The organism is Methylorubrum podarium (assembly GCF_022179745.1).
Taxonomy (GTDB): domain Bacteria; phylum Pseudomonadota; class Alphaproteobacteria; order Rhizobiales; family Beijerinckiaceae; genus Methylobacterium; species Methylobacterium podarium.
Genome location: NZ_BPRD01000001.1, coordinates 1 through 13,018, shown reverse-complemented (window position 1 = coordinate 13,018; position 13,018 = coordinate 1). Strand labels below are relative to the sequence as shown.

Below are 13,018 nucleotides of genomic sequence, written 5' to 3'. Positions count from 1 at the left end.
CGTGCCGGCTCCCGGATATGGACGGCGCCGCTCTCTGCCAGAGAACCCGGCATCGGCCAGCAATGGGGGTAGCATGACGAGCGACGCGCAGGAGGAGCCCCTCACGCCTGTCGCGCCACAGCCGGCTCCGGCGCGGCCGAATCCGCCGACCGCCCGCGAGAGACGCCGCCGCCGCCGCAAGGCCCGCCACCGCGGCGAGGAGATCCTGGGCTGGATCCTGGTGCCGGTGATCCTGTTCGGCCTGTTCTGGGGCGTGAACGCGGTCCTCGAAGCGATGGGCACCAGCCCCGGCGTGGTGTGGGATCAGCTCATGCAGGTGAAGGCGGCGCTGGAGAAGAAGATGTAGCCTAGGGGGCGGCGGTTCAGCTTGCCGCCTGTTCGAGCGTCCGTGCGACCCATTTGTTGAGGCTGAGCCCGGCGCGGCGGGCGGCGGAGGCGACGGCGCGGTGCAGTCCGGGATCGACCCGGACGACGAACTGCCCGGAGAACGGCTTTTCCGGCTCCTCGCCGCGCTCGGCACAGAAAGCCAGATAGTCCTCGATGCTGTCGGCCAGCGCCCGCTTCAGCTCCTCGACCGAACGGCCCTGAAAGGTGATCACGTCGCGGAGGTTGAGCACCTCCCCGTGGAACAGCTCGGCTTCCTCGTCATACTCGACGAGGGCCTCGTAACCCTTGTGATGCATGACGGTCATGGCCGCAGTCCCGATTCGCTCAGGAAGCGCCGGACGGATCTCACCGCCCCCTTGTCCGTCTCTTTCTTCGGGTGCGGGCGGTGGAACACGGCCCGCACACCGTTCAGGGCGATCCGGACGCGAGAGCCTCGTCCTTCTTCGATCGATGCACCGCAGGCCGTCATCAGGCCTTCGATGTCGGTCCAAGCGATGCCGGAACGGACAGGATCGGCGAAATCTGCTTCGAGCCTCGCTCGATGCTTCCCACTCAGCCTCATCTAGTATCGATTTTCGCTACTGAAAGCCGGCAGGCGGCGGCGCCCCATCGCCTACTCCGCCGCCGCCTTGCTCAATCCGATCCGCCGCCAGATCGTGCTCAGCGCGTCCACGAGATGATCGATGTCGGCGTTGGAATGCAGCGGCGAGGGCGTGATGCGCAGACGCTCGGTGCCGCGCGGCACGGTCGGGTAGTTGATCGGCTGCACGTAGATGCCGAACTCGTCGAGCAGGGAATCGCTGATCGCCTTGCACAGCACGGGGTCGCAGACCATCACCGGAACGATGTGGCTGTGGTTGGCCAGCGTCGGGATGCCCGCCGCGTCGAGCGCCTGCCGCACCCGCGCGACCCGGTCCTGATGGCGGGCCCGCTCGACGCTGCTGGCCTTGAGATGGCGGATGCTCGCCGCCGCGCCCGCCGCGACCGCGGGCGGCAGCGAGGTCGTGAAGATGAAGCCCGAGGCGAAGCTGCGCACGAAGTCGCAGAGTTGGGCCGAGCCGGTGATGTAGCCGCCGTGGACGGCGAACGCCTTGCCGAGCGTTCCCTCGATCACGTCGAGCCGGTGGGCGAGGCCCATCCGCTCGGAGATGCCGCCGCCGCGGTCTCCGTAGAGGCCGACCGCGTGCACCTCGTCGAGATAGGTGAGCGCCCCGTGCGCCTCGGCCACGTCGCAGATCTCGTCGATGGGCGCGATGTCGCCGTCCATGGAATAAACCGACTCGAAGGCGACGAGCTTGGCCCTGCCCGGCTCGATCAGGCCGAGCTTGCGGTCGAGATCCTCCGGATCGTTGTGGCGGAAGATCTGGCGCTCGGCCCGGCTCGACCGGATACCCTCGATCATCGAGGCGTGGTTACCCTCGTCGGAGAACACCACGCAGCCCGGAAGCTTGGAGGCGAGGGTGCCGAGCGCCGCCCAGTTCGAGACGTAGCCGGAGGAGAAGATCAGCGCCGCCTCCTTGCCGTGGAGGTCGGCGAGTTCCTGCTCCAGGAGCACGTGGTAGTGGTTGGTGCCGGAAATGTTGCGGGTGCCGCCCGCGCCCGCCCCGCAACGGTCGATCGCCTCGTGCATCGCCCGTAGCACCGAGGGGTGCTGGCCCATGCCGAGATAGTCGTTGGAGCACCAGACGGTGACCTCGCGCTCGCCGCCGGGGCTGTGATGCGTGGCGTAGGGAAAGCGCCCCGCCTGCCGCTCCAGGTCGGTGAAGACGCGGTAGCGCCCCTCCCGGTGGAGTCCGGTGATCGCGCTGCCGAAGAAGGCTTCGTAGTCCATGCCCGTCCTCCCCGATAAAGATTCAACTGTGCGGGCGGATCTCGTGTCCGCCTCGGCTCATTCGCGCGGCACCCCGGTTTCAGGCACCTCGGTGACGGGCGCCGCGCGGCCCGGCAGGCTCCAGTTCCAAAGGGCCGCCGAAGGCAGCGGCAGCATCAGGAACCAGTGTTCCAGGGTGGCGAGCGCCGCGAGGGTCGCGAGCAGGCTCATGCCCGTGACCATGTGAGGGGCGGCGTCCACTCCGAGCGCGCCGCGGGCGAGCAGGACCGTCGCGGCGGTCCCGAGCGTCACCGAGACCGGAAACAGCGGGTTCATCGGCCGCCGGCTCAGGTAGCAGGCGAGGTAACCGAGATGCGGCGGCAGGAACTCGGCGTGGAGGTTGCGCACGCCGAGGAACAGGTTGAGCCGCGCCGAGGCGTTCATCAGCGCGAGCAGCGCGTAGGTCCAGAGCGCCACCCGGTTCCCCTCCCCCCAGGTGAGGCAGAGGATGGCGAGCCCGCCGAGCAGGATCGCGAATTCGTGCCAGAGGCTGGTGCCGAGCGCCGCGAGGAAGCGATCGAGCCCGCGCAGGTTCGGCGCGCAGGCGGCCGCCTTCGGGCCGGAGACGAAGCCCATATAGTAGCTCATCTCCTGCCAGCCCCAGACGATCACCGCGGCGGTGAAGCCGACATAGGCGCCCGCCTCCGTGTCGTCGTCGGCGACCGCGCCGATCGCCCAGAGCGCTACCGCCAGCACCGCGCTCGCCGCGACCATGCTGCGCGGATGCGTTCGCCGCGGCAGGTGCTGGAGCACCAGCACCAGCCCGGTGGCCGACCACCACAGCAGGACGGCGTAGAGCGCCGGGGCGGCGTAGGCAGACATGCTACCAGACCGGCCGGAGGCGGATGTCGGCCGGCATCGCGTTCTGCTTGACCGGCAGCAGGTAGAGCCGGGCGAAGGTCGCGGCCGCGATCAATGCTTGAGCTCCGTGCTTCAGCTTGCCCGATACGCCGCCCTCCGCCCGCGCGGCGGCGATCTTCTCGGCGCAGACCAGGAGTCGATCGAGGCCCGCCTTGAAGCGCGGATCGTCGAGATCGAGGGTGATCGGGAAGGTCTGCTTCGAGATCTCCGAGGTGATGCGGAAGACCTTGAAGTCGTAGTCGGTCGGATCGACTCCGAGCGCCTTGTGGAAGGCCGGGCGGCAATGGTCGCGGACATACATCGTCGCGAACACCGCGAGCAGGAAGAAGCGGATCCAGTTGCGGTTGACGCCCTCCGTCAGCTTCGGGTTGGCCCGCATGAGCAGCGCGAAGGCCTCGCCGTGGCGGAACTCGTCGTTGCACCACTTCTCGAACCACTTGAAGATCGGGTGGATGCGCCGCTCCGGATGCCGCTCCAGCTCGCGGTAGATGGTGATGTAGCGGGCGTAGCCGATCTTCTCCGACAGGTAGGTCGCGTAGAAGATGAACTTCGGCTTGAAGAAGGTGTACTTCTTCGTCTTCGTCAGGAAGCCGAGATCGACGCCGACGCCGAAGTCCTTCAGCGTGTCGTTGATGAAGCCGGCATGCCGCGCCTCGTCCCGGCTCATGAAGCCGAACAGCTCCTTGATGTCCTTGTTCTTGGCGCGCTTGCGCATCTCCGCATAAAGCACGCAGCCGGAGAACTCGGCGGTGATCGAGGAGACGAGGAAGTCGAGGAACTCCTTGCGCAGTTCCGGATCCATGTCGGCGAGGTCGCAATCGAACTCCTCGTTGCGCACGAAGTGGCGCTTGTTGGGGTCCGAGCGCAGCTCGTCGATCAGGATGTCCCACTCGCGGCGCACGGGCTCGACATCGGTGCGGTCGAGCTCGTCGAAATCGGTGGTGTAGAAGCGCGGGCTCAGGAAGGTCGTCTGCTGGGCGCTCTTGGTCGAGTCGTTGACCGGATGACGCGGCAACGGCGCGCCGGGCGCCGACGGATGTTGGGGCTGGACGTTGGCGTTCACAGCTTCCTCCGCTCGGAAAAGCTCACCTCGTAGAGCTCGGTCAGCTCGAGATGGGCGATCAGCTTGGTCCAGGCCCGCTCCAGCCGGCCGGCGCGGGTGACGGTGGCGGTGCGGCGCACGGTGATGCGCTCGCCGTAGGGAACCTCGGTCGGCGCGTCGTGGACCTGGACCTCGTCGCCGGGCTCGATCTCGAAGCCGGCATCGAGCGTCACGTGCGCGTGCAGGCTCTCCGGGGTCTGCTCGATCTCGACGGTGCAGGGCACCTCGACGACCGTCTTGCCGATCCAGGCCATGTCCGCCCCCTCTCCCATCACCGCAGCTCCGTCCCGGGCAGCAGGCGGGCGAAGGCCCTCGCGTTCGAAGGGCCGAAGGCCAGCAGCGGCACCTGCCGCCCGGTCGCCTCATCCTCCAACGACAACGTGCCGTTGTCGAATCGCGTGAGGGTGAACGGGGGCTCGCGGCTGAGGCCCTCCCGCTGCCGCGCCTGGGCGAGCCCGCGCAGGGTGCCGCGGATGAAGCCGTCCTGCCCCGGCTCGATCCGCGCGACCAATCTCCCGTCGCCGGCCGCACGCAGGTCGATGGCGCCGTCCGGCTGATCCTCCGCGTGGAAGGCCAGCGTCTGGATCGGGTGGGCCGGATTCCTCTCCGGCTCCTTCTCCTGGCCGCGACCGAGGGCGACCGCGAGCAGCACCACCGTCAGCAGGGCGGCGACCGCCAGCAGGGCCGGCCGCTGCGACGGCGGCTTCTGCGGGGAACGGCGGAAGTTCAGCTCCACGGGCATCGCTCTCAACTCCCGCTATCGGGCTCCGGCCGTCGTGAGACGGCCCGGGGCGGTGCTTGCCCGGTCGCGCACGGCGACGGGCTCCCCGATGCGCGTGGGGCCGTCGGCCCGCGCGGCGAGCGCCGGCGCGAGCAGGGCCGCGACCTCCTGAGCCTCCGGCACCGAGCGCAGCATCGGCTCCGGCCGGCTCACGCGCCAGGGACGGGCATGCGGCCAGAGATGCAGGTAGGCGACCCGCTCGCTCGGCGGCAGCCGCAGGGGGATGTCGCCGCTGCCGTCGGAGAACAGCCGCAGGTCCGCCGCCTCGATCCGGGTGAGCGGCAGGTTGAGGGTGATCGGCAGGGCGATGCCGACATGCAGCACCATCCGATGGTCGGTGAGCGTGTAGACCGTGGTGCGATGGACGAGCCAGGCGAGGAGGGTGAGCAGCCCCAGGGCGCCGAGACCGATCAGCAGGGTCGGACCGGCGACGGCGAGCGCCCGGACCGGACCTCCGCCCGCGGCCGCGCCGACGGCCAGCACCGCGGCGGTGCCGGCGAACCAGAGCATGACGAGCCGGGCGTGGAAGACGCGCAGCAGCACGCCGGACAAGGTCGGGGCGCCGCGCCAGAGGATGCGCTCGCCCGGCGGCAGCGGGCCGGGCAGCCCCCGCAGCGTCCCTTCGGGCAGGAAATCCGACTCGCTCATGGGATCGGCCCTCTAGAGAATGGGTTCTTGGCGGGCCGGCGAGGCGTAGAGCGTGCCGGCGCCGAAATAGGCCATGATCCGCTCCTCCTCGAGGAGGGTGACGGAGTCGGGATCCTTGATTCCGGGAATGTCGGCGAACTGCGCGGCCAGCAGCGCCTCGGTCTTCACGGTGCGGGAGAAGCGGCCGGTGGTGCAGAAGGTCACCGGCATCAGCACCCGGCGCCCGCCCGCGCCGAGCTCGACCTCGTAGTAGCGCACGAACGATTCCCCGCGATCGACCCACAGGTCGACGACGGTTCCGGCGACCTGCCGGTCGGCGCCGAAGACCGGCATGCCGATTGGGTTCGGTCCGTCCTCGTGGACCACGAAGGCTTCGGCGACGCGCAAGGGGACGATGCGGTACTGCCCGTCCCAGGTCCGGTCGTGCTCGTCGTGGCGCGGCACCCAGGAGCCGGGACCGACGCCGGCCCGGAAGGACGTGTCGGTGCGGAAATAGGGAGCGCCGGGAAAGGCTTCGCGCCGCGCGCTCGGCACGTCGGCGTCGTAGGCGACGTTGGTCTGCGGCGCGTACATCGTGTGGCCGCTCGACAGGTGGAAGGCCTTCGGCGTCGGGATCAGGATCGGATCCGGACTCTTGAGCCGGCCGGCGGCCTCGTTCTCCAGCGGATAGCCTTCGCGCCGGTCCTCGCGGCGCAGGTAGAAGACCAACCCTGCGAAGAAGAGCCAGAACGCGTAGAGCGTGACCTGCGCGACGTCGATGTAACCGGTGATCTCGCCTCTGGGCATGGCAGGCCTCCCGATCAGGTGGGGCGGTTGACGAGGGGATCGAACCGGCCGGCTCGCCCCTCGTCCGGGCGGTCGGCTTCGGGGTCGGACGCGCGCACGAGCGGGCCGATGGCGACCAGCGTGGCGAAGAGCAGGGCGATCTCGACGTGGTAGACGATGAGGTAGCCGATCGCCGGCTCGTTCATCCCCTCGCCGAGCACGCCCGATTGGGCGACGGCCGCGCCGAGATCGCGCAGGATGCCGCTCGCGGCGATGGCGGTGCCGGCGGCGGTGGCCTGCGCCGCGCCCCAGGCGCCCAGTGCGAGGCCGGTATCCTCCGGCCCGGCCTTGGCCATGGAGGCGGTGAGCGTGCCGTGGGCGAAGAGTCCGCCGCTGATGCCGATCAGGGTGACGCCCGCGGCGAACAGGCGGGTCGAGGCGAGCGGCGCGGCGAAGATCACCGCCGAGAAGGCGGCGATGCCGATGACCGAGCCCGCGGCCGCGACCCGGTAGGGATCGCCGCCGCGATTGAGCCAGCGCGCCGCCGCGATCAGGCCGAGCCCGCCCCCGGCGGCCAGCATCGCGGTGAGCGCGGTGGTCTGCGCCACGGTCAGGCCGAGGATCTGGCCGCCATAGGGTTCGAGCAGGATGTCCTGCATCGAGAAGGCCGCGGTGCCGAGCGCGATGGCCGCGAGCCGCCGCCGCGCGGTGCCCTCCCCGGCGTAACCGCGCCAGGATTGGGCGAAGCTCGGCCGCGGCTTCGCCCTGTCGGTGCGGCCGGGATCGCGCGGCTCCTGCTTCCACAGCGCGACGCCGTTGAGCACGATGGTGATCAGCGCCGCGCCCTGGATCACCTGGATCAGCCGGACCGCCGAGAAGTTCGCGAGCGCCAGCCCGAACAGGAGGGCGCTGCCCATCATTCCGGCGAGCAGCATGGCGCAGAGCAGCGCGACCACCTTCGGCCGGGCATGGGCGGGGGCGAGATCGGTGGCGAGCGCCAGTCCGACGGTCTGCGTGGTGTGGAGCCCGGCGCCGACGAGGAGGAAGGCGAGCGCGGCCGCGACATGGCCGACCCAGAGCGGGCCGGTGGTGTCGCCCGACAGGATCAGCAGGGCGAAGGGCATGATCGCCAGGCCGCCGAACTGCAGCAGCGTGCCGAACCAGATGTAGGGCACCCGCCGCCAGCCCAGCACCGAGCGATGCGTGTCCGAGCGGAAGCCGACCAGCGCCCGCAGGGGGGCGAACAGCAGCGGCAGCGACAGCATCACCGCGACGATCCAGGCCGGCACTGCCAGTTCCACGATCATGACGCGGTTGAGCGTGCCGATCAGCAGCACGGCGGCCATGCCGACGGTGACCTGGAACAGCGACAGCCGCATCAGCCGCCCGAGCGGCAGCTCCTTCGTCGCCGCGTCGGCGAAGGGAAGGATCGCTGGGCCGAGACGCAGCAGCACCCGGGTGATGGCGAGGCCGGATTTCATCGGGATTGCCCTCCCCCGTCTGCGGGGGGAGGGCTTTTTCGGAGCTCGATCGCGTTCGAGAGGTAGAACGCGCTGTTGACCCGGCGCGTCCGCCCGACGGCGAAACGCTCCAGCGCCGGTTCCCGCGCGATGCGCCGCCGCAGGCCGCCCTCGGTCACCGGCACGATGGCGGGGGCCCGGTCGGCCTTCGGGAACAGCTTGCCGGCCGCGTGCATCAGCGTCAGCAGCGCCGTGCGCGGAGCGACCGTGAACAGCAGGCTGCCGTCGGTGCGCAGCGAGAGTTCGGCGAGCGCCCGCACGATGTCGGGGGCCTGGTAGTGGATCAGCGAATCCATCGCGACGACGTGGTCGAAACGGCCGAGCCAGGGATCGAGCATGTCGCCGACCCGGAACTCGATCGAGCCCGTCCCGGGGATCGCGGGCAGGCGCTCGCGGGCAAGCCCGATCAGCGTCGGCGAGACGTCGATCGCGGTCACCTCCGCGCCGCGCCGGGCCGCCTCGACCGCGAGCGCGCCGGTGCCGCAGCCGGCATCCAGCAGACGCAGGCCGGTGAGATCCTCCGGCAGCCAGCCGAGCAGGGTCGCCCGCATCGTCTCGCGGCCGGCCCGCACCGTGGCGCGGATCTTCGAAACCGGCGCGTCCGAGGTCAGTCGCGACCACGCCTCGACGGCGGTGCGGTCGAAATAGGTCTCGAGCTGCGAGCGGCGGGTGAGGTAGGGCGTGCTCATCAGTCGAACCCGAGAAATTCGAAGAGGTCGCGGTCCTTCATCGGCGCGGCCTCGCAGGGGGCGGCGCCGGCCCAGAGCGTCTCGGCGAGCCGCATGTACTCGTCGGTGACGGCCTTCAGCTCCGGCGACGGGTCCATCTCGAACAAAGTCGATTTCTTCAGGCGCGAGCGCCGCACCACGTCGAGATCGGGGAAATGCGCCAGCCGGCGCAGGCCGACCGCGGCGTTGAAGCGGTCGATCTCGTCGGTCTTGGCCGAGCGGTTGGCGATGACGCCCCCGAGCCGCACGCCGTAGTTCTTCGACTTGGAATGGATCGCCGCGACGATCCGGTTCATGGCGAAGATCGAGTCGAAGTCGTTGGCGGTGACGATCAGCGCCCGGTCGGCGTGCTGGAGCGGCGAGGCGAATCCGCCGCAGACCACGTCGCCGAGGACGTCGAACACGACGACGTCGGTGTCCTCCAGGAGGTGGTGCTCCTTGAGGAGCTTGACCGTCTGACCGACGACGTAGCCGCCGCAGCCGGTGCCGGCGGGCGGGCCGCCGGCCTCGACGCATTTCACGCCGTTGAAGCCCTCGACCACGAAGTCCTCGGGCCGCAGCTCCTCGGAGTGGAAGTTCACCGATTCGAGCGCGTCGATCACCGTCGGCGCGAGGCGCTTGGTCAGGGTGAAGGTCGAATCGTGCTTCGGGTCGCAGCCGATCTGGAGGACGCGCTTTCCCAGCTTGGAGAAGGCGACCGAGAGGTTCGACGAGGTGGTGGACTTGCCGATGCCGCCCTTGCCGTAGACCGCGAAGACCTTCGCCGTCTCGATGCGGTCGGCGGGGTCGAGGGCGACCTGGAGGCTGCCCTCCTCGCGGCGGATCGGGACCGGATTTCGGATGGCGATGTTCATGCCGCGACTCCTGCGGTGATGCCGGGCATGGCTCCGGGCGTGACGCCTTCGAGCCGGTCCTCCAGTTCCTCCTCGGCGCGGTCGAGCGCGTCGCGCATCGCCGGGTCGGGGGTCCAGAAACCGCGGCGATGGGCTTCGATGAGGCGGCTCGCGACCTTGGCGCAGGCCGTCGGGTTGAGCGACGCCATCCGGTCGCGCATCGCGTCGTCGAGGACGAAGGTCTCGGTGATGCGCTCGTAGATCCAGGGCTGCACCGCGCCGGCGGTGGCGGACCAGCCGACCGTGTTGGTCAGCGTCGCCTCGATCTGGCGCACGCCCTCGTAGCCGTGGCCGAGCAGGCCCTCGTACCATTTCGGATTGAGCATGCGGGTGCGGGTCTCCAGCGCCACCTGCTCGTCGAGGGAGCGGACGCGTCCCTCCCCGCGAGTCTGGTCGCTGATGTAGATCGGCACGCTCGCGCCCTTGGCGCGGGCCACCGCCCGGCCCATGCCGCCGAGCCCGTCGAAGTAGTGGTCGACGCTCGTGACGCCGAGTTCGACCGAGTCGAGGTTCTGGTAGGCGAGATCGACCCGCGACAGCACCGCCTTCATCAGGTCGCGCTGCGGCGCCGGGCGGCCCGACCGGCCGTAGGCGAAGCTCTTCCTCCGCGAAAAAGTCTCGCAGAGTTCGTCCTCGTCGTCCCAGCGGCCGGATTCGACGAGGTGGTTGACGTTGGCGCCGTAGGCGCCCTCGGCGTTGGAGAAGACGCGCAGGGCCGCCGTCTCGAAGTCGCAGCCCTGCTCGGCCTGGATCGCCAGCGCGTGCTTGCGCACGAAGTTTTTTTCGATCGGCTCCTCGGCGCTGGCCGCGAGAAAGCTCGCCTCCGCCAGGAGCTTGGTCTGCAGGGGCAGGAGGTCGCGGAAGATCCCCGAGAGCGTGACCACCGCGTCGATGCGCGGGCGGCCGAGGCGGTCGAGCGGGATCAGTTCGGCCCCGGCGAGCCGGCCGTAGCCGTCGAAGCGGGGCGCCGCGCCGATCAGCGCCAGCGCCTGGGCGATGGGGCCGCCCTCGCTCTTCAGGTTGTCGGTGCCCCAGAGGACGAGGGCGACGCTCTCCGGCAGCGCCCGGCCTTCGGCGATGTGGCGCTCCAGCACCCGCGCCACCTGCTTGGCGCCGTCGGCCAGGGCGAAGGCGGAGGGCAGGCGGTAGGGGTCGAAGCCGTGCAGGTTGCGCCCCGTCGGCAGGATGCCGGGATTGCGCAGGAGGTCGCCGCCCGCCACCGGGGCGACGAAGCGCCCGTCGAGCGCCCGCAACAGGGCGGGCAGTTCGCTGTCGCGGGCAAGCTCCCGGTCGATCCGGGCAAGGTCAGCGAAGGCGGTCCGGTGGGTCTCGTCGGCGGACAGGCCCGCGGCGGCCAGCGCCTCGCCGAAGGCGGCGCCCTCGACCAGCCGCTCGATCCCGGCGCGGGCCGGCTTGAGGCCGTGCGAGGCGTCCGCCAGAGCGAGCAGGAGATCGATGCGCTCCTCGCGGGCCATGCCCTCGCCGACCACGTGGAGGCCGTGCGGGATCAGGGTCTGTTCGAGTTCGCAGAGCGCGGCGGCGAGCGCGGCGACCTGCGGGCCGGGGTCGCCCTCCCAGGCGGGTTCGGCCGGCACCAGATCGACGGCCGCGCCCTGTGCCTGAATGATCGCGGCGAGCGCCGTCCGCTCGGTCACCGCCTCGGGCTCCAGACCGCGCCAGCGCTCGACCGAGGCCTTGAGGTCGCTCAAGCCCCGGTAGAGTCCGGCCGCCGCGAGGCTCGGCGTCAGGTAGCTCACCAAGGTCGCGGCGGAGCGGCGCTTGGCGAGCGTGCCCTCGGAGGGGTTGTTGGCGGCGTAGAGATAGACGTTCGGCACCTCGCCGATCAGCCGCTCGGGCCAGCACGTCCCCGACAAACCGGTCTGCTTGCCGGGCATGAATTCCAGCGCGCCGTGCGTGCCGAAATGCAGCACCGCGTCGGCGGAGAAATCTTCGCGAAGCCAGCGGTAGAAGGCGCAGAAGGCGTGGGTCGGGGCGAAGCCCTCCTCGAACAGCAGCCGCATCGGGTCGCCCTCGTAGCCGAAGGCGGGCTGCACCCCGACGAAGACGTTTCCGAACCGCGCGCCGAGCACGAGGATGTCGGCGCCGTTGCTCTGGTGGCGGCCGGGCGCCGGGCCCCACTGCGCCTCGATCTCGGGCAGGTAGGCCTCGCGGCGGACGTGATCCTCGGCCGAGACGCGGGCGTGGACGTTGGCCGGAGTGCCGTATCGGGCCGCGTTGCCGCCGAGAATCGCCTCGCGGAGCGCATCGACGCTCTCGGGCACGTCGACCGCGTAGCCGTCGGCCGCGAGGCCGCGCAGGGTGTTGAGCAGCGAGGCGAAGACCGAGAGGAAGGCGGCGGTGCCCGTGGCGCCGGCATTCGGCGGGAAGTTGAACAGCACGACGGCGAGGTGCCGCTCGCGCTTCGGCCGCCGCCGCAGGGCGACGAGCCGCTCGATGCGGGCGGCGAGGCGCTCGGCGCGCTCGGGATGCACGCGCATGTCGCGGGCGTTGCCGGGGCCGGAGGCCGAGGAGCGGCCGCCGAACACCGTCGGCGCGGTGGCGCCGTCGAGTTCGGGGATCGCGACCATCATCGTCGCCTCCACCGGCGAGAGGCCGCGCGCGCCCGCCTCCCACTGCTCGATCGTCTGGAATTCGAGCGCGTGGGCGGCGAGATAGGGCACGTCGAGCCGCGCCAGCGTCGCCTCGGCCGCCGCCGCGTCGTTGTAGGCCGGGCCGCCGACCAGCGAGAAGCCGGTCAGCGAGATCAGCGCGTCGATTGCCGTCCGGCCGTCCGCGGTGAAGAAGGCGTCCACCGCCGGGCGGTTGTCGAGGCCGGCGGCGAAGGCGGGCACCACCGAGAGGCCCCGCGCTTCGAGGGCGGCGATGACACCGTCGTAATGCGCCGTGTTGCCGGCGAGCACGTAGGAGCGCATCAGCAGCAGTCCGACGCGGCCGCGGGCACCCCGCACGGTCGGCACCGCCGCGAGGCTCTCGCCGACCCGGCCCGGCATGCGCGGATGGTAGAGGCCGGTCTCGGGGTAGTGCTGCGGGGCGGGCGCGGCGGCGATCTCCCGCCACCCGGCGCGGGGGCCGGCGGCGTAGCGCTGCACGAGGAAGCGCACGAGGCTCGCGACGTTCTCGTCCGAGCCCGCGAGCCAGTATTGCAGGGTCAGGAAATAGGCCCGCACGTCCTGCGCCGAGCCGGGGATGAAGCGCAGGATTTTGGGCAGTTTGCGCACCAGCGCCATCTGCCGGGCGGCGTTGCCCTCCGCCCCCGGCTTGCCGCGCAGGCGCTTCAGGAAATCGAGGGCCGAGCGCTTCGCCCCGCTCATGTCGAAGCGGTTGAGCCGCGTCGTGCGCACGATCTCGGCGGCGGAGAGACAGCCGATCATCGCGTCGCAGGCGTCGCGGCGAGCGAGCAGCGCCGGCAGGATCGCCCGGACATGCTCGTCGAGGAACAGCA

At 70.7% G+C, this 13,018-nt stretch carries 14 protein-coding genes; 1 reads left to right on the top strand and 13 read right to left on the bottom strand.

Translation table 11 applies throughout. The features are described 5' to 3' along the window. The first annotated feature begins 73 nt into the window (after positions 1–73). Positions 74–346, top strand: a complete 273-nt coding sequence (locus tag MFF42_RS00070) for a hypothetical protein (RefSeq protein WP_238253473.1) — start codon at positions 74–76, stop codon at positions 344–346. Positions 347–362: 16 nt separating this feature from the next. Here the strand turns inward: MFF42_RS00070 and MFF42_RS00065 are convergent, their stop codons facing one another. The 13 genes from MFF42_RS00065 to MFF42_RS00005 form a co-directional block, all read right to left on the bottom strand. Further along, on the bottom strand, positions 363–692 hold the full coding sequence (locus tag MFF42_RS00065) for a type II toxin-antitoxin system HicB family antitoxin (RefSeq protein WP_238253472.1): 330 nt from the start codon (positions 690–692) through the stop codon (positions 363–365). Further along, the gene (locus tag MFF42_RS26325) at positions 689–949 is read right to left on the bottom strand and encodes a type II toxin-antitoxin system HicA family toxin (RefSeq protein WP_283206841.1); all 261 of its coding nucleotides are present in this window, start codon (positions 947–949) and stop codon (positions 689–691) included. Before MFF42_RS26325 ends, MFF42_RS00065 begins: the two co-directional genes overlap by 4 nt. Before the next feature lie 51 nt (positions 950–1,000). After that, a complete protein-coding gene (gene hemA, locus MFF42_RS00055; protein WP_238253471.1) occupies positions 1,001–2,218 on the bottom strand; it encodes a 5-aminolevulinate synthase in 1,218 nt (405 codons plus the stop codon). Positions 2,219–2,275: 57 nt separating this feature from the next. Beyond that, positions 2,276–3,079, bottom strand: coding sequence for a putative photosynthetic complex assembly protein PuhE (puhE, locus tag MFF42_RS00050; RefSeq protein ID WP_238253470.1), 804 nt, complete (start codon positions 3,077–3,079; stop codon positions 2,276–2,278). 1 nt (position 3,080) lies between these two features. Beyond that, on the bottom strand, positions 3,081–4,133 hold the full coding sequence (gene acsF / locus MFF42_RS00045; RefSeq protein WP_238253488.1) for a magnesium-protoporphyrin IX monomethyl ester (oxidative) cyclase: 1,053 nt from the start codon (positions 4,131–4,133) through the stop codon (positions 3,081–3,083). Between the two features lie 44 nt (positions 4,134–4,177). Continuing rightward, positions 4,178–4,474, bottom strand: a complete 297-nt coding sequence (locus MFF42_RS00040) for an O2-dependent cyclase accessory protein (protein ID WP_238253487.1) — start codon at positions 4,472–4,474, stop codon at positions 4,178–4,180. Positions 4,475–4,491: 17 nt separating this feature from the next. After that, complete coding sequence (puhC, locus tag MFF42_RS00035; RefSeq protein ID WP_238253469.1) at positions 4,492–4,962, bottom strand: photosynthetic complex assembly protein PuhC; 471 nt, start codon at positions 4,960–4,962, stop codon at positions 4,492–4,494. Positions 4,963–4,977: 15 nt separating this feature from the next. Next, a complete protein-coding gene (puhB, locus tag MFF42_RS00030; protein ID WP_238253468.1) occupies positions 4,978–5,649 on the bottom strand; it encodes a photosynthetic complex putative assembly protein PuhB in 672 nt (223 codons plus the stop codon). A 12-nt stretch (positions 5,650–5,661) separates the two neighbouring features. After that, entirely contained in the window at positions 5,662–6,435 is a 774-nt protein-coding gene (puhA, locus tag MFF42_RS00025; RefSeq protein ID WP_238253467.1) for a photosynthetic reaction center subunit H, read from the bottom strand. Positions 6,436–6,449: 14 nt separating this feature from the next. After that, positions 6,450–7,895, bottom strand: coding sequence for a BCD family MFS transporter (locus tag MFF42_RS00020; RefSeq protein WP_238253466.1), 1,446 nt, complete (start codon positions 7,893–7,895; stop codon positions 6,450–6,452). Then, positions 7,892–8,623 (bottom strand): magnesium protoporphyrin IX methyltransferase, encoded by a 732-nt coding sequence (gene bchM, locus MFF42_RS00015; protein WP_238253465.1) that lies wholly within the window; start codon positions 8,621–8,623, stop codon positions 7,892–7,894. The genes MFF42_RS00020 and bchM overlap by 4 nt, the downstream gene beginning before the upstream one ends. Further along, positions 8,623–9,516 carry a ferredoxin:protochlorophyllide reductase (ATP-dependent) iron-sulfur ATP-binding protein gene (bchL, locus tag MFF42_RS00010; protein ID WP_238253464.1) on the bottom strand — a complete coding sequence of 298 codons (894 nt, stop codon included), beginning with the start codon at positions 9,514–9,516 and terminating at the stop codon, positions 8,623–8,625. Before bchL ends, bchM begins: the two co-directional genes overlap by 1 nt. After that, positions 9,513–13,018 (bottom strand): magnesium chelatase subunit H (locus MFF42_RS00005; protein WP_238253463.1); only part of this gene is annotated, 3,506 nt, incomplete at its 5' end. The genes MFF42_RS00005 and bchL, both read right to left, overlap by 4 nt.

What these genes read in the sequence shown, in the direction of transcription:
- bchL (WP_238253464.1), bottom strand. Translation starts at nt 9,516, where the DNA reads ATGAACATCGCCATCCGAAATCCGGTCCCGATCCGCCGCGAGGAGGGC.
- MFF42_RS26325 (WP_283206841.1), bottom strand. Translation starts at nt 949, where the DNA reads ATGAGGCTGAGTGGGAAGCATCGAGCGAGGCTCGAAGCAGATTTCGCC.
- puhB (WP_238253468.1), bottom strand. Translation starts at nt 5,649, where the DNA reads ATGAGCGAGTCGGATTTCCTGCCCGAAGGGACGCTGCGGGGGCTGCCC.
- puhC (WP_238253469.1), bottom strand. Translation starts at nt 4,962, where the DNA reads ATGCCCGTGGAGCTGAACTTCCGCCGTTCCCCGCAGAAGCCGCCGTCG.
- MFF42_RS00040 (WP_238253487.1), bottom strand. Translation starts at nt 4,474, where the DNA reads ATGGCCTGGATCGGCAAGACGGTCGTCGAGGTGCCCTGCACCGTCGAG.
- bchM (WP_238253465.1), bottom strand. Translation starts at nt 8,623, where the DNA reads ATGAGCACGCCCTACCTCACCCGCCGCTCGCAGCTCGAGACCTATTTC.
- MFF42_RS00070 (WP_238253473.1), top strand. Translation starts at nt 74, where the DNA reads ATGACGAGCGACGCGCAGGAGGAGCCCCTCACGCCTGTCGCGCCACAG.
- hemA (WP_238253471.1), bottom strand. Translation starts at nt 2,218, where the DNA reads ATGGACTACGAAGCCTTCTTCGGCAGCGCGATCACCGGACTCCACCGG.
- MFF42_RS00065 (WP_238253472.1), bottom strand. Translation starts at nt 692, where the DNA reads ATGACCGTCATGCATCACAAGGGTTACGAGGCCCTCGTCGAGTATGAC.
- puhA (WP_238253467.1), bottom strand. Translation starts at nt 6,435, where the DNA reads ATGCCCAGAGGCGAGATCACCGGTTACATCGACGTCGCGCAGGTCACG.
- puhE (WP_238253470.1), bottom strand. Translation starts at nt 3,079, where the DNA reads ATGTCTGCCTACGCCGCCCCGGCGCTCTACGCCGTCCTGCTGTGGTGG.
- MFF42_RS00020 (WP_238253466.1), bottom strand. Translation starts at nt 7,895, where the DNA reads ATGAAATCCGGCCTCGCCATCACCCGGGTGCTGCTGCGTCTCGGCCCA.